Genomic DNA, 18,974 nt, shown 5'->3' on the forward strand with positions numbered 1-18,974 from the left:
TAGCGGTTTTTCCACTCGGTTAATTCATCTGTTTGGCGTCGGAGTTCTTCTTCTACCCGCTTGCGCTCAAAAATCTCTACCTCCAGAAGCTGATTTTGCTCCGTAAGTCTTTTCGTTAGGTTTTGCAGCCGCAAGTGAATATTGACGCGAGCTAAAACTTCTTCATGTTCTAAGGACTTAGTGATGTAATCTACTGCTCCAAGTTTTAATCCTTTGACTTTATCTACCTTATCAGTGATTGCCGTCAAGAAAATGACAGGAATATCTTGAGTGGTTTGATTGGTTTTTAAGCGACGGCAAGTTTCAAAACCGTCCATTTCCGGCATAAGTACATCTAACAAAATCAGGTTTGGAGGGGCATATTCTGCCATTTCAATTGCACTTTCGCCATCTTCTGCCACCACAACTTTAAACCCAGAATCTTCTAAAAAATAGAACAACATTTGTAAATTATTAGGGGTGTCATCGACAATTAAGATGACACCTTTTTCATAATTATTAAAACTCATTGAAACCTCTTAATATTTTTAAGTCTTAAGTTTTTTTTAAAATTCCCGAATTTGTTTTCCTTTAAAACCTTTTGCTAGTTGGCGCAGATGCATGGCAAACGGCAATCATTAATCAGATTGAGGAGGTGTTCGCCGCACTGATGAATAATGCTCAAACCGTTCTTTTGATGATCTATTATTGTTTTGCCTTTTTTGAGGATTTGAGCATAACCCAAAATCCCATTAAGTGGAGTGCGGAGTTCGTGGCTCATGTTATCTAAAAACTGACTTTTGACTCGGTCAAGTTCTGCTAACGCTTCAGCCCGTTTGCATTCCATTTCCAAACCACGGGTGTTGGCGATCGCTGTCGCTATCTGACTTGCAACTAAGGCTATTGACCAACTACTGACCGAACCCAAGGGGGTTTTTGACCAATCAAGCGATCGCATCAGCGCTCCCATCTCCCCACCGCCCGCCAGACAATCTTCCGGTTTAGCCGTCTTCACCTCATAAATCACAAGTTATCCTCCTGTTTGGCGTGTGGCAATAACATTTAATTTCTTTCTAGTCTATTGTCCATGCACTAGTGACTTAGTTTAAGTTCAAATTACGCAATTTTCCGTAAACCCATTGAAAGTAACTGCTCACAGTTATAAGTATGTTTTGATGCGAGCTGCAATGATTGGGTTTTTGTCTGTCTAATCTAGAATGACTGAATTCTTACCTCCATCGCGATCGCAACGTCAGTATTAACTTCTTCATCCAACAGCTAACGCTCGTCTAACGCGTCTACAAGTGTCAAAATGTGTTAATGATTTAGTAGCAATTGATAACTGGGATGGCGCAAACAGAACGAACTGCTCAAGAGACACAAGAACTCATTTTGGCAACAGCTGAAGCTCATCTCCGGCGGTACGGCTACTCCCGCACTACAGTTAGTGAAATTGCTCGTGCTTGTAAAATGTCCCATGCCAACGTTTACCGCTTCTTCAAAACCAAAGCGGATGTGATGGATGCTGTCGTGGGGCGCTGGTTTAGCGGTATCGAACAAGCTCTGCTAGAGATAACTCAAAAATCGAATTCTGCTGGGGAGTGCCTGCAAGCCTACGTATTGGGACTTTATCGACTCAAACGGGACAAACTTGCCGCTGAGCCAGAACTTTTTGATGCTTATCTCGCCATTCTGGAAGCCGATCCCACGGTGGCGGAGCATCACTTGCAAGTTTTATCTTCCATCCTTCAAGGAATTTTAACCCGTGGCGTCGAAAGTGGAGAATTCCAGATTGGCGATCTCTCCCTGGCAACTGCGGCAGTAAGTGCTGCTACCCTCAAATTTCACCATCCCCTAATGATTCGAGAATCCGCTCATGAGCCACTCGAAGAACAGGCGATCGCAGTCGTCAAATTACTAACCGTATCCCTAACGGCAGAAAAAATCTAACTATAACAAGCTTTGTGACATTTTTCAAAATTTGTAATTTGTTAAGTCTTTATCCCTTGTGATACAATACACTCATAACCTTAATAACAAATGACAAATTTTGTAATTTGTAAGAAAACTATATGCAAAGGAATCAAAACTCATGAAATATCGCCAACTCGGAAAATCTGATGCTCAAGTATCAGCATTGGGTTTGGGCTGTATGGGTATGTCGGATTTTTACGGTGGAAAGCAAGCGAACGACACCGAAAGCATCGCGACGATTCGTCATGCGATCGAACTTGGGGTGAACTTTCTTGACACAGGGGACTTCTACGGAGTCGGGCATAATGAAGATCTGATTCGCCAAGCAATCAAAGAAATTCCACGCGATCGAGTTTTTATTGCCGTGAAATTTGGCGCTTTGCGAAACTGGGATGGCAATTTCATTGGTTATGATAACCGCCCTGTTGCAGTGCGTAATTTTTTAGCATATAGTCTGCAACGTCTGGGAGTAGATTATATCGATTTGTACTATCCAGCCAGAGTCGATTCGAATGTGCCCATTGAAGACACCATTGGTGCGATCGCAGAACTGATCCAAGAAGGCAAAATCCGATATGCCGGACTCTCAGAAGCAGGTGCAGACACTTTGCGTCGTGCGGTAAAGGTTCATCCAATTGCAATGTTGCAAACTGAATACAGTCTTTGGACGCGGGAACCAGAAACAGATGTGTTGCCTGTTTGCCAGGAACTAGGAATTGGATTAGTGGCTTATTCGCCCCTCGGACGTGGCTTTTTGACTGGAACAATTCAAAAACCTGAAGACTTTGCACCTGATGATTTCCGCCGTCACTTACCACGGTATCAAGGTGAGAATTTTGAACGAAATTTACAACTTGTGGCAAAAATTAAAGAGATTGCAACTGAGAAAAACTGTACACCCGCACAACTTGCTCTTGCATGGCTGCTTGCACAAGGCGAAGATATTGTACCGATTCCCGGAACAAAACGGCGCGAGCGACTTGAAGAGAATCTTGGCGCGATCGCAATCGAATTGAGTGATGATGATTTGCGGCGAATTGAAGATGCTGCGCCGATTGGAGCCACAAGAGGAACGCGCTACCCAGAAGCAATTATGGACACAGTTAATCGATGAATCCATAAGAGTTGGTGGCTCAAAATCTAACATCTTTTTTATTGCAGGTCTTTCAATGGCTTGACGTAATTCATGAGACTTCAGAACAATTCCAGCTTGACCGTCCCTTGTTCGACCTTCAAAGAATACTGAGGTAAGTCCTGGCATTTTAAAACCTTGCCACTAAATTGTTAGCAGCTTCGTGATGTTTCTGCACAAGAGAAGGAGGAGCAAGCACTTGAGCCTTATCCATGTAACGATAAACCCAAAACAAAAACTCATTTAAAGAGCGTGGTGGTAGCGCTATAATATAGTCCACAAAATTAACCTTACCCGTTACTTCATCTAGAGGGCTAGAAATAATTTCTTGATTGGGATGGCGGAGTTCTCCTTCTTGGATAAACGCAACGAGCGGATGAAAGAAACGCACTTTTACCGTGACATACTCTAACTTACCTTGTAACTCTAACTGTTGGTCGTTTGGTTCTCCTAAATTGAGTCCCCAACCATTTTCTAATAGTTCGTATGCTTTCCCTAAGCTATATCTTTGTGCTTCTGTACCTCGACCCGAATCATTTAAAACTTTGCAGTAGTTCTTGAATCGATTCATTCGTCCAATCGCCAAATGTCCGCTATCGCAATATTCGTAAAGTAAATACCAAGCGATATCGTAATAAATCAACTGTAATGGTAAAACTTGTATGGGTCCGACACGACCAGTACCATAAAGATCTTGACTGCGGGAGATTTCAACGGGTTGTCCTTGAATGATGGCTTGTTCCAGGATTGGTAATTTGTGGAACAGAGTATCTTGGTTGTTTCCTTTTTCTGCCATTTCTTCAGGGTCTGTATGGACTATGGCACGATTGAGATATTGTCTGATAGGGTAAAAAAATTCTCCGTTGAGTTGCAAATCCAATCCTCTCAACCTTTTGCTAAGAGTCTCGTGAATGCGTCTGACTTGGGAATCTCCTTGATATTTGGCTTGGGATGCTATAGCATCGATCGCAACTTTCAGTTCTTCTTGGGACATGACGCCTGTACCTAAATAGTATCCCCACCTGTACATCCTTCGATCTAGAATGCCATAGTGTCGAAGAGTTTCTAAGTCTTTGCGTAATGTTGGTGTAGAAGGATAATTGGCTGGTAATTGGATTCCAAAAACGTTTGCTAATTCACGCAATCCTAACTGCACTTGCGTGAGAGCATTATGATGTTGGTTTTTAGGTAAGTCCTCCATGCCATCAGGACAACCGATTCCTGGATACTTTAGTAAAGTTGCAATCAGCAACATAAGTCGCTCAAAGCTTAAGGGATCTTTGTAAGGGTGAGAGGTATCTTTTTTACGCATATTAATAACAGTGACCAATGACAAATGACAAATGACAAATGACAAATGACGAAGCTCGATTTAGGACAATTTACAAAAAATATGACTTACCCAAATGTTGTATCAATCTATTCCAGGATTGGCAAGGGTTTCGTGCTTTGTGAAGAAATGGTGAATTATTCTCTTTTTCGTGCTTTTTTTGGGTCGAGCGAATATCTTGATGATATGCAGCGCTGCATATTATACACCCCTATGTCAAAAAAACGAGCGATCGTTAATCTTTATGTACATTTCTCCGCGTGTTTCTACCATACGCAACACTTTAGTTTCTGTTTTTACGGGTGGCATTACTCTTATTATCTTGCTGATTGCCCCCTTGGGATTAGCAGCAGTCATTATTAATACACTATTGGTGACTTTGACGACTTTTGCTGTGTCTAGCGTTGCTGACCGAGTGATTGCTTGGTTGGAACCACAACGTCAAGTCGAAGTACTATCTTCAGATTCAAGACGAGAAAATTCTCATCGTCGTCGTCAATCATCTTTGAGTAGGTGGTGGAGAGGTTAAGACTCGCTCTTAACTTAACTTATGAGGACGCTATATGTTTCCCAGCAGAATTGCTATGTTTCTTTACAGCAAGAAATGTTAATCGTCAAGCAGAAAGAAACGATTTGTGCTGAAGTGCAGTTACCACTCTTGGAACAAGTTCTGATTTTTGGTAAATCGCAAGTGAGTACCCAAGCAATTCGTGCTTGTCTTTGGCGAGATATTCCCATTGTTTATCTTTCGCGCATGGGATTTTGTTACGGACGTATCTTACCAATCGAGCGGGGTTATCGGCAATTGTGCCGTTATCAACAGCAGCTGTCACCTGTGGAAAAGTTAGTCACCGCTAGGGCGATCGTACAAGCAAAATTGAAAAATAGTCGCGTGCTATTGCGACGACAGAGAAAACGGCTTGAGTCGGAAGTGTTGGAAGGAGCATTGCAAAGCCTAGATTACTTGGTTTCGCAAGCTGCAGAAGCTGATAGTTGGGAACGGCTAATGGGCTTTGAAGGTTCGGGTGCGGTACAATATTTTTCTGCTTTTGGAGAATGTTTGACCAATTCAGAATTCGTCTTTACCGGGCGCAGTCGCCGTCCACCAGGAAACCCTGTCAATGCTATGTTAAGTTTTGGCTATCAAGTGCTGTGGAATCACCTACTAGCAATGATAGAAATACAAGGACTCGATCCCTATTATGCTTGCCTACACCAAGGTTCGGAACGTCATGCTGCTCTTACCTCGGATTTGATTGAGGAGTTTCGCGCTCCTATTGTGGATTCCTTGGTTTTGTGGTTAGTTAATACTAAAGCTGTAAATGCACAAGATTTTGAATACCGAGATGGGGGTTGTTACTTAAACGATTCTGGACGGCGAAAGTATCTCAAGGCATTTTTACAGCGTATGGAGGAGGAAGTGCAAACAGACTCTGAAGAAAAACAACCCAAATGGGATTTGCTAACTCAGCAAGTTAAAGCTTACAAGCAGTTTGTATACAATCCCAGTCATACATACCAGCCTTACTTAATTCGTTGAGTTCATGTTATACGTGGTAGCTTATGATATTCCTTGCGACAAACGGCGCAAAAAGGTATCAGATTTGCTAGAAGGATATGGCAAACGGGTACAGTACTCGGTTTTTGAGTGCCAATTGCCTCCAAGTAAGTATAAAGAACTTTGTCAAAGGTTCAAGAAAAAGGTAAAACTTGCAGAAGACAGCGTGCGGTTTTATCCTTTGTCTCAGCATACTTGGGGACAAGTGGAAACTTGGGGCGTTGGTCCCCCTGTCACAGAGCTACCTGGTTCGATAATCGTCTAATTAGCAGCGAGCGGGTCGGGAAAAGTCTGAAATACTGATTCTTTCGTTGACCCCCTCGCCGCCTTGTCCTGTAAGCGTTTCAGCGATTTTTATGATGACTTTTTTCCCTTTTCTCGTCTCATTTTCTGACCCCCTCGCAAACTGCCTCTGGACTCCTTACGGGGTAAGGGTCTAAACTAGAGGGGTCCCTACTCGCTAGGGAAACTAATAGATTGGAAACTTCCTCATAGCATCTTTTCAATGCGTTGATTAAAAGTCCCTACTCGCTAGGGAAACTAATAGATTGGAAACTCGCTGATGTCCTCGTTGACGCCATATATCTCGGCGTTGTCCCTACTCGCTAGGGAAACTAATAGATTGGAAACGTGAGGAGATCGTGAGTTTCCATCTCCTTCCCACTGGGTCCCTACTCGCTAGGGAAACTAATAGATTGGAAACGGAAGCCGAACGAGCCAGATTAAATAATGCAGCCCTCACGTCCCTACTCGCTAGGGAAACTAATAGATTGGAAACCTTTCAACCTCGGCTTCTGCTTCATCCATTGTTAAAGTCCCTACTCGCTAGGGAAACTAATAGATTGGAAACCAGACGAAGAGGGAAATCTTTGCTCCCTACTCACTCACAGTCCCTACTCGCTAGGGAAACTAATAGATTGGAAACCAGCAAATAATTGATAGCTATGCAGCGATTAACCGGAGTCCCTACTCGCTAGGGAAACTAATAGATTGGAAACACGACTACCATCGAGTTGTGAAAGAGGCGACGTTTTCGTCCCTACTCGCTAGGGAAACTAATAGATTGGAAACTCACCAAAATCTGCCAAGACTTCTTCAAAGCCATTCATTAAGTCCCTACTCGCTAGGGAAACTAATAGATTGGAAACAAGCAGCGATCGCGACCCCGCTTGGTTCGGCAAAGAAAAAGTCCCTACTCGCTAGGGAAACTAATAGATTGGAAACGGGAATGACTTTAACCAATTGATAAGTCACCACAGATGGTCCCTACTCGCTAGGGAAACTAATAGATTGGAAACTATTCGGGATTGACCCAACAGCAAATCAAGGGGGCGAGTCCCTACTCGCTAGGGAAACTAATAGATTGGAAACGACTATATATATACTGATTCATAGAAGGGAGGACAAGCCAAATGGTCCCTACTCGCTAGGGAAACTAATAGATTGGAAACCTACAGCTACACCTCATGGTTGACTGCATATCTCAAGGTCCCTACTCGCTAGGGAAACTAATAGATTGGAAACGCAATGGTTTATCATTGCGAGCTTTATCAATTCATTGTCCCTACTCGCTAGGGAAACTAATAGATTGGAAACAGAGACACAAACAATCATGAACGTAATGCCAGTTTCCATGTCCCTACTCGCTAGGGAAACTAATAGATTGGAAACTACATCTAACCCCAACTTTGAGTGGGAGAAAAACACCCGTCGGTCCCTACTCGCTAGGGAAACTAATAGATTGGAAACGACAGTGCATCTCGCGCATTATCAGCACCTTTTTTGAAGATGTCCCTACTCGCTAGGGAAACTAATAGATTGGAAACATAATCCCATCTTTTTTGGCTTGTGCCTTGTCGTATAAGGTCCCTACTCGCTAGGGAAATTAATAGATTGGAAACCTAAAAATGATTTGTCCTCTCATATAAGCTCCATTTTGTCCCTACTCGCTAGGGAAACTAATAGATTGGAAACAATCGACGAAGGTATTGTTCTTTGAGACCCAATTCTTGCCATTTATGCTCAAATTATGTATATTTTAAGTGCATGATATGAGCAAAAAGGATGAAGCATGAACATCGTTTTTTCAGATGTTGATGGGAACTACATTCGCCAGAAAGTAGAGAGCGGCTATTATAGCAACGCTACCGAACTGGTTCGCGATGCCGTGCGGCGATTGCGGGAGAATGAGAAAGCATTGATGAGAAGTAGGCAAACCCCGAATGTGGACGATCTCAATATGGGGTGTTACTTAAAGTAAAAAGTGGCAGTTTTAAAACCATAGAGTGGCAGCAGTCAAAAACTTTCAAAAACCTATAGTGTTCGTGTATTTGAGAGATTTTTGCTGCTCGATCGCTTCAAAATTAATGTTATGAAAAGTTCGAGAACCACAGGAAGAATCGATTATGAATCTTACTGAGTTGCCAGGGGCAGAATTCGTTTTACCAGGAATAGACGATCTTCACAATGGCGAAACGAATACAGTTGGAGCGTTGTTAGTTGCGATCGCAGCAACGCGCTTAACCGAAGCAGGTTTAGATATCCCAAAAGATCGTCTAGCCCCAGAACCAGAATTAACCTTGTATGCTCGTCTTCAAGATGAACGGGATGATGCCTACCCTTATTATAATGCTTTGCTAAGGAGACTCAGTAGCTTTTGCAATGCACTTGAACTTACAATCAAAACTTCAAAATAGACACATATTAATCTCTACTCCTACTACAATGCTTTGTTGAAACTCAGTATATCAGATGAAATACTAATAACTTCGTTAGAAAACTCCACGAAAAAAAATGCCCAATGTCATTGTGAACGAAGTGAAGAATCTCTTTAAGTACGCAAGTTCTACTTTAAGATGCTTCGTTACGCTTACGCTACACTCAGCATGACAACATTGGATCGATTATTCTGTGGACTTCTCTTAAGGGCTTAATAAAGCGATCGCAGTGTACAATGAATTTATAGAGTCTTTAACTTCTAACCGATAAATTTTCATTTATAGTTTGTTATGCCCTACAGCCAATTTACCATCGACAAAGCGAAGCGGGATTTGAAACTCACTATTGTTGAAGGGGTAAAATTTTTTCCAGATACAATTGCACCAATAACCCTTAGTCCCAGGCTAGAAATAATGTTAGAAGATTTACTTTGGGCAGTAGCAGTAGGTACAGAAAAAGCTCGTTCTGAGGTCATAATTAATCCTGTACTTTTGGAGGTACGACGCATTCTCAACAAAGAAATCAGCGTTTTTTCTGGGGAACAGTTTGATGTAGATATAGATGCAGGACTCAATGGCGTCTGCGATTTTTTAGTTAGCCGATCCTCAGAACAATTAACTGTAGAAGCTCCTACTATAGTTGTCGTAGAAGCAAAAAAAGCGGATTTAAAGTTGGGACTAGGACAGTGTATTGCTGAGATGGTTGCGATGCAACGCTTTAATGAAGCTTGCGGTCAACCAATTTTAGTTGTTTACGGCTGCGTCACCAGTGGCACACAATGGCGATTTCTTAAGCTAGAGTCACAAGTTGTCACAATAGATTTGAATGATTATCCTTTACCTCCAGTCGAGCAAATTTTGGGTTTTTTGGTTTGGATGATTGAAGAAGGTTAATGCAGGGCGAATTTTTCCCAATCTTCTGTATCAGTGAGTGCGATCCCATTCCCCAATCGCTAGTCCCCAGAAACAATACACAAAACTTTAAAAAAGTCAATAAAAAGAAAATATTGATTTGAGTGGTACTTTTTGACTGAAAACCTTACTGCAAGCCAATTTGGATAATCAAAATCTTTCTTCAGAAATATTTGCTGTTATTGGACACTTGGGGATATCAATTCATACAATCCATACTGGAGACAACAACTAAGGAATTCACTGGTGTCAGAAGCATACTGGCAAACTAAAATCTGGGGATTGCTACACGATCCCGTGCTAAAAGCACTACATAACAACCAATCAGGGCGCGGTGAGAACAGCTTCTGGCAACAATTGCCAGTCATGCAAAATTGGGTTGAAAATGGCTGGAACCCTGAAACATCAGGAGGTACAGTTATGAAACACATCCATCAAGCTGATTGGATTGCCTCGGCGAGCGATCGCGGTGCAATTGGCAGTATCATTCAAAGTGTTAACTACAAGGACGATGGCTTACAAATCGCTCACCTACTTTCGGGTGCAAAACTAAATTTTAAAATCCCACAGCACTCAGAACTCCTCAATAAACGGCGCGAATACCTCCAAAAACAAGAACAAAACCTGTTCGACAAAATCCCCGTTGAAGCCAAGAAAAAGGAAAACTACAAACAGTTGTTCTGGTGGCTGTGGCGTTGTTTGCCAGAGGCTGTCTGCCAAGAATTCCAGGATAAATCCCTCATCTTAATGCCTGCGGAAACTCGCTTTACAATACGGTCCCGATAGCTTGCTATACCCCAGTCTCTTCCAACAACCACTCATAGACCACTGGTTGCTACAAACATACCCAGATTTTAAAGACTGGATCGAGAAACCATGCGATCGCAGAAGGGACGAAACAAGTCAAAGAAGCAGATGGTTATTTTGTGGAGAATGCTATTCGCTTGCTTCCTGGTTGGAGTTTAGCAATTGGTATAGATCGAGAAATTGAGACTCCTACAACATTGCGTTTGGGAGGAGAGGGACATCGAGCTATTTTACTCCGGTGTCCAAATCTAGACGAACAGTGGAATAAGTTGCAAAATTTATCTGAACGTAATTTCCAAACGGGTGGTAAATCTCTTGCTTATTTGGTGACACCGGGAGTCTTTGAATACAAAGACAGCAATAATGGTCGAGAAACTTGTTTATGTCAAGCGTCTCCTTTGCGACGGCAAGCGCTTCAACTGGTGGTAACCAGAGCAACGCGCTGCCTCGTCTTTGCGTGAGTTTTATTTAGGGTATATAAGCGGACGTGATATTACTCGTTGATTGTTGTTTCATGTGATAGTGACTTTGAGCGAATGCAACAAGTACGAGAATTTTCTTGGGAAAGCTGGATTTGAATAAAACAGGCTTATATGATACTTTGAGGGAACTATCCCATTAAGTGATTCATTTATTTTTCAGCCTTAAAAATAAGCTTTATGATAACAATACCTTTGCCAATTTACGAGGGTGAATGGATGTATTCACTCTTTTTTCTCTGAGGCTTGGCAAAAACAATTAGTCTTAAAAATTCCTGCAAGGTTTCCCATAGGATTTTTTTAACGTATCGCCTGTATTATAAAGGGTTTGAGATTATCAGCCTGTTTGTCAGCTAAACGCTTATCTATGGGTTATTTTGCCAGATTTTGTCAAAATTTTTGTAGGCTCTTATTTTGGCAAAGGTATTGTGATAAAGAAGCTAATTCTTTACAAAGTTTTATAAATAAAACCCCGCCTATCAATTGACAGGACGAGGAGTTATAAAACTATATTGGGGTGTATCTAGTGATTTATAGCGTTTCCTAATCACTTGAGGTACAAATTTATCAGCGTCCATCCGCTACAGGCTGCGGTTAATTTATTATTCTGTATCTCACGAAAGTGGGAATTGCTATAGCAGTTTATCGAGCGTAATCGGTAACTCTCTAATGCGTTTGCCCGTCGCGTTAAAAACTGCGTTGGCGATCGCAGCCGCCACCCCCGTGATGCCAATTTCGCCGATACCGTGTACGCCTGAGGGAGCGTGTTCGTCAGGAATATCGTTATAAATAATTTCGATATGCGGCACGTCTAGATTAACCGGAATGTGATATTCTGCAAGTGAGGCATTCATGATTCGCCCTTTTCGCTCGTCAAATAATGTTTCTTCAGTTAGCGCCATTCCAATGCCCATAATAATGCCGCCGCGAAACTGACTGGTCGCAGTTTTCGGATTCAGAATTTTTCCGCAGTCGAATGAACCCAACCAGCGCGAAACACGCACTTCGCCAGTTTCTTCGTTAATGCGGACTTCGCAGAACTGTGCGCCGTATGAACCCATCGAATATTCTTCTATCTCCGAAGGCTCGCCCGATGCCGCTTCCGCTTCCACATATTCCTGCCCAACACGCTGCAAGATCGACGTGTAAGTTTCACCTTTCGATGAATCCTCCTTGCTAAAAATGCCGCCGTCACGCACCTCAATGTCTTCGTATTTTAGACCCGAAAGTGGCGAATCGTCTCCAGCGATCGCGAGCAGTTCGCGCAAAACCTTTTCAATCGTTGCGGCAATCGCTGCGAGGTTACTAGCAGTTTGATTCGAGCCGCCAGCTAACGGTGCCTGGGGTAAATTTGAATCGCCGTATTCAAACGAAACTCGCTCGATTGGCAAACCCAATCTCTCTGCTGCGTGTTGAATCTGCACCGTTGCCGTTCCCATACCCATCTCGTGTGCCGAGGCTTTAACGACTGCCGTGCCGTCAGCAGAAATTCGCACGCGGGCGGTCGAAACGAAACGGTAATATGGATAATAAGCCGTCGCCACTCCCTGCCCAACGAGCCATTTACCATCCTTCTGCGATCGCGGTGCTTGATGGTTCCAACCGAATTTCTCCGCTCCACGCTGGTAAGCCAAGGTCAAATTACGCATTGAAAACGCAACATCTCTCACCGGATCTTTCGTTGGCTCGTTGATGCGCCGGAGTTCTATCGGATCGATTTTTAGTTCGTAAGCCAGTTCGTCAATCGCCGACTCTAACGCGAAGGTGCCAATTGATTCACCTGGCGCACGCATAAAAGTGTTCGCGACGGTATCGAGATTGACGACTTTCTGTGCGATGTAAAAATTTTCCGCAGCATAAAGATGTCGCACTGGAAAGGTGAACTGTTCGGGGAAATTGTTATGCGTCGTTGCGGCGGTGATGCCACTGTGAATAACCGCAGTGAATTTTCCGTCTTTACCAGCACCGAGTGCAACGCGCTGTTCTGACGGCGTGCGTCCGCCGACAATGCGAAAAACGCCTTCGCGTGAAACGGCTAATTTCACCGGACGGTTGACAACTTTCGCTGCGATCGCGCAAAGTGCCGTATTCCACCACATCGTGCCTTTACCGCCGAATCCGCCGCCGACAAACGGCGAGATGACTCGAACGGCTTCGGGTTGAATGCCGAACATCATAGCGAGGGTGTAGCTTAAGTTATGAATACATTGCGTACTGTCGAAAACGGTTAAACTTTCATCATCGTGCCAGATGGCAATGGTTGCGTGCGGCTCGATCGCATTGTGGTTATAGCGCGGCGTATGATAAAGATTGTCAACCTTAAATTCTGCTGCATCAAATGCGTTTTCCGCGTCGCCGATTTTGATTTCAGGCGGTTCGCCAAGAATATTCTCAGGCTGTTTGGCAATCTTTTTCAAAGCGTCAAAAGAAACTTCCACCTCTGCCGTTTCATATTCGACTTTAACGAGTGTAGCGGCTTCTTCCGCCGAATCCTGGGTTTCAGCAACAATGACAGCGATTGGCTGACCGTTCCAATGCACATCTGCTTCCTGTAATATCGGCAGATCGCTTGCCGCCGCACCATTGCCGCCACTTGGATTGAACGGCAACGGTTCGTTCATTTTCGGGGCGTTTTCGTGGGTGACAATCGCTAAAACGCCGTTTGCTTTTTCGGCTCTCGATACGTCGATTTTCGCAATTTTTCCCTTGGTAACCGAACTGTAAACGAGGGCAGCATAAGTCAAATTTGCAACGTTATACTCTGCCGAGAAAGGAACCTCACCTTTGACTTTCAATTGCCCATCAACTCGGTTCAAAGGTTTTCCGATGAGACTGCGCCGATCTTGAGATAGCGGAGCGGTTTCTTTGTACTGCATGACGGTTTCCATCATTTTCTGCGTGTCGATCATCGGTTTGTTCCTCCTTGTTCCGCCAGTTCCTTCAGCACGCCAACAATCACCCGTTTCGCCAATTCGATTTTGAAACTGTTGTTGGCAAATCCCCTCGCGTTTTCTAATTCTGCTTCCGCCCCACGCCAGAAATTCTCTTCGGTTGCAGGTAAACCCAGCAAAACTTCTTCTGCAGCAAAAGCCCGCCAAGGTTTATGAGCCACGCCGCCAAGCGCGATTCGCACGTTTTTAATTTGTTTATTTTCGATTTCTAAAGCACCAGCCACGCTCACCAATGCAAAGGCATAACTTGCTCGATCTCGCACTTTTTGATAAAGCGAATTTTTTGCGAAATCGTTTCGCGGAATTTCTATCGCCGTTATCAATTCACCATCTTGCAACGCGGTTTCAATGTGCGGCGTGTTTTCGGGAAGACGGTGAAAATCATTGATGGCAATTTCGCGGGTGCCATTTGCGCCTTGAACCAAAACTCGTGCATCAAGGGCGGCGAGCGCTACGCACATATCCGATGGATGCGTGGCAATGCAGGCATCGGATGCGCCTAAAATCGCGTGAATTCTATTAAAACCCTCGATCGCATCGCAGCCCGCACCGATTTCGCGTTTGTTGCATCGCGCCGTGTCGTCATAAAAATAATAACAGCGAGTTCGCTGCAATATATTACCTCCGACGGTTGCCATATTTCTGATTTGTCCCGACGCGCCGAAGAGAATGGCTTGGGAAAGAACAGGAAATTTCTCGCGGATCGATTCGTGATTGGCAAGGGCAGTGTTTTTCACCGCCGCACCGATTCTGATTGCGCCGTCGGCAGTTTCTTCGATTTCAGCAGGTAAATGTGTCACATCCACCAGTGCATCTAATCGCTCGATGTTTTCGCGCATCAAATCAACCAGATTCGTTCCGCCGCCCAAAAATTTCGCGTTTGTGTTTTGTCCGATTAAATTTATCGCTGCATCTGCGCTGTTGGCTTTCTGATAAATAAAATTTTTCATCGTGCCGCCTCCCCATCGAATGCGGTGTGAATCGCTTCGGTAATGCCGACATAAGCACCGCAGCGACATAAATTTCCGCTCATCCGTTCTCTGATTTCTTCATCGGAAAATTCATATTCTCCGTTCATACTCGGTGAAACTGCGCTTGGCAGATTTTGCTGAAATTCTTTGAGCATTCCGATCGCAGAACAAATCTGTCCGGGGGTGCAGTAGCCGCACTGAAACCCATCGTATTCGACGAACGCAGCTTGTAGGGGATGCAGTTCGCCGTCATTTGCCAAGCCTTCGATCGTCGTGATTTCCACACCTTCGTACTGAACGGCGAGTGCCAAACACGAATTGATGCGATCGCCGTCAACCAGCACAGTACAGGCACCGCACGCCCCCTGATTGCACCCTTTCTTCGTTCCCGTGAGTCCAGCAAACTCGCGTAAAGCGTCGAGCAAAGAAACACGCGGCTCGATTTGTAAATTGTAAACCGTGCCGTTAATTTTTAAGTTGACCGCTATCTTGCTTGGCGACAAATCTGCCATGCCAACAGCGTTTCCCTCAGCTAATTGTTGACTCATAACTATATTCCCTTCAATCGTGGTGTCAGCAGCGACTGCGCCATCGTTGCTCGCGTAAGTTTACCTAAACCCAAAGTTGTAGAAAACTCCACAATAGTCTCTCTTATTTTCTACATAATATCTATTATGTTTGCCTTCCTTTTGACCGATCTCTGACTTTAGGAGGAGAGTCAATTCTCTACACAATATTCTTTTCGTCTGCACTAACTTGACCGAGGCGATTAAAACGGTAAATGAAGTATAATTACTGGGAATACTATTACCTGTTGGCTAATTACTAGACATCTTCAGCCAACCAAAAATCGTATCTACTGTTATGTCTAGGTCGATACTCTCTAATATTGACAAGCGATCGCTACCTAATGACAATTCTGGTTGTTGACCTCGCCGAAAGACTAAAATAGATCGATCTGCTGGATCGATTAACCATCCCAGCTGACAACCATGTTGTAAGTAATAAAGAATATTCCCAGTTACCCGATTTGAACTTTGTTCTGGAGAAAGGATTTCAATTGTCCAATCTGGGTATAATTTGTAGCAAACTTATGTACCATGTAAATTATGGGATACACAACTAAATTCTCTGGCAAATTCCAGCTTGACCATCCTTTGTTCGACTTTCAAGCACTGTATCTTTTGGACTTTGCTCGTACTCGACGAGTCAAGCGATCGCAATCTATCTTAATGATAATTCCCGATCCCGGTCGAGAGGCTGTGGGTTTGCCATTGGGTGAGGAAGGAGGCTATTTCATTAATGAGTCGCATCCACAAGCAGCAGAATCAGTGATGGATGAAAACCGTCCTCCCAAGGGACAACCCGGACTGTATTGTCAATGGCAACCAACTGCTGATGGATGTGCTATAGAGTGGAACGGGCACGAAAAATTTTATCGCTATGTGGAGTGGTTGCAATATCTACTCGTTCATTTTATTATTCCCTGGGGTTATCGACTGAATGGAACTGTCAGCTACTTAGGAGAACTTTCATCAGATCGCGGACAAATCGTAGTGGTGGATAATCGAATCGTTCAACCAGAAGATGCAGAAGATAAGTTAGCTTTTGCTACGAGTCCTGTTTTAGTGCCACATAGTGTATGGTTAGGATTCTATGCCGTTCATTCTGCCGAACCAAGTAGATTAGTCAGTTGGGTAGCAACTTTACAACGGGTGACTGAGTTGGGTTATCCCGAAACTGCTAGTTGGATTGAAGAAAATCTTACCAAACTCTATGCGCCAGGAATCGATCGAGGCTTTGTATCGATGGAAACAGGAGAAATGTTTTTACCATCTTGCTACCCGATTGGAAATTGACAGTGACTAGTGACCCGTCATTGGTCACTGGTCACTGTTTGTTACACACGTTTGAGATAATTGTCAAACACGTAATCGGCAATTCTTGTTCCTGCTTTGACTCCTTCATCGGCGTCAAATTGGTAATGAATTCCCAAGTAGATTCGACTGCGGGCATTTTCTAACATTGCCTCTGTGAAGGAGTCATATGTTCGCTCGCGCATTGGTCTTACTGTCCCATCAACGTCTCTATTAATACCATTAAATTCATCAGATACTAATTTGAAAGAGATGGTATCTCTTTTGTAAAAACGTATTAATGTTTGGAACACGGCAGCACCAAAGGTTGCATGTCCGGAGGTATAAGATGGGAAGTTAGGTGTAAAGTTTATACTGCCTTGTGGTGCATTGGTATTGGGTGCTCCTAACGGTACAAAAAGAGGGTCTCCGACTGTGTTTACATTACCATCTCCTTGTCCTGTGGGGCTATTACCTGCATCTGCTTCGCGAACAGCAAGGATGGGTCGCCAGAAGCTGTAGAAATACTTTGTATCCCAACATTGAATTCCCGCATCAGCCATTGCTAAGTTCGCTAATGCAAATAGGCGAGCATTTTCTTTGAGAGTGTTTTTTTCTTGAACTGCGATCGCTCTTACATTCTGGTTATACAGTCGGGGTGGTGTCCCAATTCCTTGACTTCCGTCATATGCCCAGAAAATGCCGATTTCGGTTTCATCTGCCGTGCGAGTTGTTGAGTTCTGGGCTCCGTTTGCCTTTACGTCGTTAAAGTCTTTGGTATAGCGATCGCTGTTAAGTGCTGGTGGTGCTTCAGAGCGAAATTCTACAACACTTGGTAAAGCAAATGGCTTGACGCCTCCCCAACGAGGTGTTGAAAAGCCTTGATTGGGATTGAGGGGATCGGGACGATGCTGTCCCGGTAAGATACCTGCAATATATGGCATATCAACTTGAGAACCATCTTGACGGCGATCGACAAGAATGCGATCTGCCACATCTGCTCCGATATTGATGCCTTCATCGCGATCTTCTCCTGGTGGAATTGATGCTAGAAAATCGTTGAACTTGGAAGTGAACACTTCTAATTGTTGCGGGTATAAAGCTGCTAAGGTTGCAAATGCAGCTTGAGCAATAGCTGCATCTTTAGATGCACTCCTAGATGATGGTACAGAAACCAAATACTGTGTGAAAGAACGATCGATTGAATTAAAAGCATCAAACATAGCGACATGAACAATTGCTAACGCCCGTGAGGTTCGGGTTGGTCCCCCTTGTTCGAGAGGTGCGGGCGATCCAGTGTGGTCATTTGCTACTGCTGTTAAAGCAATATCATTCCAAAACAATATAGCGTCCATTATGAAACTCCTGTCAAAGTTAAAAAGCAAGCGCCAATTTTCCACTTAGGTTAGTGAATTTTTAGGGTTTTATGTCAATTTGGTAGAATATTGCTAATAAAACTCCCTAACAACAAATAAATCAGAAGAATTCTGATGTATTAGTGTTTGGTAAATTAGTGTTTTCATTGCGCTAATCGAGTTTGTATTTTCACTCTAGAAAATGCCATCAAACTCTTACAGTACCCTGGGGGGTGCTTTGCAGCGAGCAAAAAGTAGAGCTTATCTTTAAATCCTTTACCAAATCTTTACTCTGACAGAATAAATAACTCGATATTTTCTCAGAAAAACACGCAAATGCTCGTGAAGTTGTATCATGAGTGATTTTTCTGAGGTCAATACGATGAAACTACAATATTGTATAACTTCATTAATAGCGTTAGGAATAATAAAGTATCAGCGTTAGGTTTGGGTTGCATGGGGATGTCAGATTTTTACGGTGGAAAGCAAGCTAACGACGCTGAAAGCATAGCAACAATTCGTCATGCTATTGAGCTTGGCGTCAACTTTCTAGATACAGGTGACTTTTACGGAGTCGGACATAATGAAGAACTGATTCGCCAAGCCATCAAAGAAGTTCCACGCGATCGCGTTTTTATTGCCGTGAAATTTGGTGCTTTGCGAAACTGGGATGGCAATTTCATTGGATATGATAACCGTCCTGTGGCTGTGCGTAATTTTTTAGCATATAGTCTGCAACGGTTAGGCGTAGATTATATCGCTCCTATCATCTCCAATACAATATTGCAACTGACATCTAAGCAGTTAGCAAAAGCCAGAGTTGAATTTGATATGGAATTGGAGGCGCTGCAAACTGAACGGGGAATTTGAAACGATCTCACCATTTTTTATGCGTTTGGGCGCAAGGCAGCATAACAAACTTCTTCAAACTCAGAAAAATCCGGAACTTTTTG

Annotated in this window: 18 protein-coding genes, 2 pseudogenes and 1 CRISPR repeat array; of the genes and pseudogenes, 12 read left to right on the forward strand and 8 right to left on the reverse strand. The window is 43.5% G+C overall.

Features of this window, described 5'->3' with window-relative positions; all coding sequences use genetic code 11:
- Positions 1–32: 32 nt before the first annotated feature.
- Positions 33–509: pseudogene (locus tag F7734_RS25645) on the reverse strand (response regulator); the annotation flags it as partial.
- A gap of 74 nt (positions 510–583) precedes the next feature.
- The gene (locus F7734_RS66260) at positions 584–1,006 is read right to left on the reverse strand and encodes a histidine kinase dimerization/phospho-acceptor domain-containing protein (protein ID WP_347566284.1); all 423 of its coding nucleotides are present in this window, start codon (positions 1,004–1,006) and stop codon (positions 584–586) included.
- A gap of 320 nt (positions 1,007–1,326) precedes the next feature.
- Here F7734_RS66260 and F7734_RS25655 point away from each other — a divergent pair, with 320 nt between their 5' ends.
- Together F7734_RS25655 and F7734_RS25660 are read left to right on the forward strand one after the other, a co-directional pair.
- Entirely contained in the window at positions 1,327–1,929 is a 603-nt protein-coding gene (locus F7734_RS25655; RefSeq protein WP_155747469.1) for a TetR family transcriptional regulator, read from the forward strand.
- 142 nt (positions 1,930–2,071) lie between these two features.
- Positions 2,072–3,067 carry an aldo/keto reductase gene (locus F7734_RS25660; protein ID WP_155747470.1) on the forward strand — a complete coding sequence of 332 codons (996 nt, stop codon included), beginning with the start codon at positions 2,072–2,074 and terminating at the stop codon, positions 3,065–3,067.
- 148 nt (positions 3,068–3,215) lie between these two features.
- Here the strand turns inward: F7734_RS25660 and F7734_RS25665 are convergent, their stop codons facing one another.
- Entirely contained in the window at positions 3,216–4,397 is a 1,182-nt protein-coding gene (locus F7734_RS25665) for a WYL domain-containing protein (RefSeq protein ID WP_155747471.1), read from the reverse strand.
- 262 nt (positions 4,398–4,659) lie between these two features.
- On the opposite strand from F7734_RS25665, the gene csx18 reads away from it, so the two are divergent.
- The 8 genes from csx18 (at position 4,660) to F7734_RS25705 (ending at position 10,870) form a co-directional block, all read left to right on the forward strand.
- On the forward strand, positions 4,660–4,944 hold the full coding sequence (gene csx18, locus F7734_RS25670) for a CRISPR-associated protein Csx18 (protein WP_155747472.1): 285 nt from the start codon (positions 4,660–4,662) through the stop codon (positions 4,942–4,944).
- Positions 4,945–4,965: 21 nt separating this feature from the next.
- Positions 4,966–5,955 carry a CRISPR-associated endonuclease Cas1 gene (gene cas1 / locus F7734_RS25675; protein WP_155747473.1) on the forward strand — a complete coding sequence of 330 codons (990 nt, stop codon included), beginning with the start codon at positions 4,966–4,968 and terminating at the stop codon, positions 5,953–5,955.
- A 4-nt stretch (positions 5,956–5,959) separates the two neighbouring features.
- Positions 5,960–6,238 carry a CRISPR-associated endonuclease Cas2 gene (gene cas2, locus F7734_RS25680; protein ID WP_155747474.1) on the forward strand — a complete coding sequence of 93 codons (279 nt, stop codon included), beginning with the start codon at positions 5,960–5,962 and terminating at the stop codon, positions 6,236–6,238.
- Between the two features lie 184 nt (positions 6,239–6,422).
- A CRISPR array of direct repeats spans positions 6,423–7,947; the repeat unit is 36 nt; unit sequence GTCCCTACTCGCTAGGGAAACTAATAGATTGGAAAC.
- A gap of 97 nt (positions 7,948–8,044) precedes the next feature.
- Positions 8,045–8,233, forward strand: a complete 189-nt coding sequence (locus tag F7734_RS25685) for a type II toxin-antitoxin system ParD family antitoxin (RefSeq protein ID WP_155747475.1) — start codon at positions 8,045–8,047, stop codon at positions 8,231–8,233.
- A 145-nt stretch (positions 8,234–8,378) separates the two neighbouring features.
- Positions 8,379–8,669 (forward strand): hypothetical protein, encoded by a 291-nt coding sequence (locus tag F7734_RS25690; protein ID WP_155747476.1) that lies wholly within the window; start codon positions 8,379–8,381, stop codon positions 8,667–8,669.
- Positions 8,670–8,981: 312 nt separating this feature from the next.
- Positions 8,982–9,584, forward strand: coding sequence for a hypothetical protein (locus F7734_RS25695; RefSeq protein WP_155747477.1), 603 nt, complete (start codon positions 8,982–8,984; stop codon positions 9,582–9,584).
- 264 nt (positions 9,585–9,848) lie between these two features.
- Entirely contained in the window at positions 9,849–10,388 is a 540-nt protein-coding gene (locus F7734_RS25700; protein ID WP_243147079.1) for a hypothetical protein, read from the forward strand.
- 95 nt (positions 10,389–10,483) lie between these two features.
- A complete protein-coding gene (locus tag F7734_RS25705; protein ID WP_166482147.1) occupies positions 10,484–10,870 on the forward strand; it encodes a type III-B CRISPR module-associated Cmr3 family protein in 387 nt (128 codons plus the stop codon).
- A gap of 650 nt (positions 10,871–11,520) precedes the next feature.
- Here the strand turns inward: F7734_RS25705 and F7734_RS25710 are convergent.
- The 4 genes and pseudogenes from F7734_RS25710 to F7734_RS25725 all read right to left on the reverse strand — a co-directional run.
- Entirely contained in the window at positions 11,521–13,797 is a 2,277-nt protein-coding gene (locus F7734_RS25710) for a xanthine dehydrogenase family protein molybdopterin-binding subunit (RefSeq protein WP_155747478.1), read from the reverse strand.
- On the reverse strand, positions 13,794–14,789 hold the full coding sequence (locus tag F7734_RS25715) for a xanthine dehydrogenase family protein subunit M (protein WP_155747479.1): 996 nt from the start codon (positions 14,787–14,789) through the stop codon (positions 13,794–13,796). Before F7734_RS25715 ends, F7734_RS25710 begins: the two co-directional genes overlap by 4 nt.
- Positions 14,786–15,358: a 2Fe-2S iron-sulfur cluster-binding protein gene (locus F7734_RS25720; protein WP_155747480.1), complete on the reverse strand. Its 573-nt coding sequence runs from the start codon at positions 15,356–15,358 to the stop codon at positions 14,786–14,788. Before F7734_RS25720 ends, F7734_RS25715 begins: the two co-directional genes overlap by 4 nt.
- Before the next feature lie 270 nt (positions 15,359–15,628).
- Positions 15,629–15,889 (reverse strand): annotated as a pseudogene (locus F7734_RS25725) (Uma2 family endonuclease); the annotation flags it as partial.
- 30 nt (positions 15,890–15,919) lie between these two features.
- Here F7734_RS25725 and F7734_RS25730 point away from each other — a divergent pair.
- Positions 15,920–16,669: a hypothetical protein gene (locus F7734_RS25730; RefSeq protein WP_155747481.1), complete on the forward strand. Its 750-nt coding sequence runs from the start codon at positions 15,920–15,922 to the stop codon at positions 16,667–16,669.
- 41 nt (positions 16,670–16,710) lie between these two features.
- Here F7734_RS25730 and F7734_RS25735 read toward each other — a convergent pair whose 3' ends face one another.
- Positions 16,711–18,021, reverse strand: a complete 1,311-nt coding sequence (locus F7734_RS25735; RefSeq protein WP_155747482.1) for a vanadium-dependent haloperoxidase — start codon at positions 18,019–18,021, stop codon at positions 16,711–16,713.
- Between the two features lie 447 nt (positions 18,022–18,468).
- Between F7734_RS25735 and F7734_RS25740 the strand changes: the two genes are divergently transcribed.
- Positions 18,469–18,891: an aldo/keto reductase gene (locus F7734_RS25740; RefSeq protein ID WP_279239763.1), complete on the forward strand. Its 423-nt coding sequence runs from the start codon at positions 18,469–18,471 to the stop codon at positions 18,889–18,891.
- The last annotated feature ends 83 nt before the right edge of the window (positions 18,892–18,974 follow it).

This window comes from Scytonema sp. UIC 10036 (assembly GCF_009725235.1).

Coding starts and splice junctions, on each gene's coding strand:
- F7734_RS25655 (WP_155747469.1), top strand. CDS start 1,327: ATGGCGCAAACAGAACGAACTGCTCAAGAGACACAAGAACTCATTTTG.
- F7734_RS25660 (WP_155747470.1), top strand. CDS start 2,072: ATGAAATATCGCCAACTCGGAAAATCTGATGCTCAAGTATCAGCATTG.
- F7734_RS25665 (WP_155747471.1), bottom strand. CDS start 4,397: ATGCGTAAAAAAGATACCTCTCACCCTTACAAAGATCCCTTAAGCTTT.
- csx18 (WP_155747472.1), top strand. CDS start 4,660: ATGTACATTTCTCCGCGTGTTTCTACCATACGCAACACTTTAGTTTCT.
- cas1 (WP_155747473.1), top strand. CDS start 4,966: ATGAGGACGCTATATGTTTCCCAGCAGAATTGCTATGTTTCTTTACAG.
- cas2 (WP_155747474.1), top strand. CDS start 5,960: ATGTTATACGTGGTAGCTTATGATATTCCTTGCGACAAACGGCGCAAA.
- F7734_RS25685 (WP_155747475.1), top strand. CDS start 8,045: ATGAACATCGTTTTTTCAGATGTTGATGGGAACTACATTCGCCAGAAA.
- F7734_RS25690 (WP_155747476.1), top strand. CDS start 8,379: ATGAATCTTACTGAGTTGCCAGGGGCAGAATTCGTTTTACCAGGAATA.
- F7734_RS25695 (WP_155747477.1), top strand. CDS start 8,982: ATGCCCTACAGCCAATTTACCATCGACAAAGCGAAGCGGGATTTGAAA.
- F7734_RS25710 (WP_155747478.1), bottom strand. CDS start 13,797: ATGATCGACACGCAGAAAATGATGGAAACCGTCATGCAGTACAAAGAA.
- F7734_RS25715 (WP_155747479.1), bottom strand. CDS start 14,789: ATGAAAAATTTTATTTATCAGAAAGCCAACAGCGCAGATGCAGCGATA.
- F7734_RS25720 (WP_155747480.1), bottom strand. CDS start 15,358: ATGAGTCAACAATTAGCTGAGGGAAACGCTGTTGGCATGGCAGATTTG.
- F7734_RS25730 (WP_155747481.1), top strand. CDS start 15,920: ATGGGATACACAACTAAATTCTCTGGCAAATTCCAGCTTGACCATCCT.
- F7734_RS25735 (WP_155747482.1), bottom strand. CDS start 18,021: ATGGACGCTATATTGTTTTGGAATGATATTGCTTTAACAGCAGTAGCA.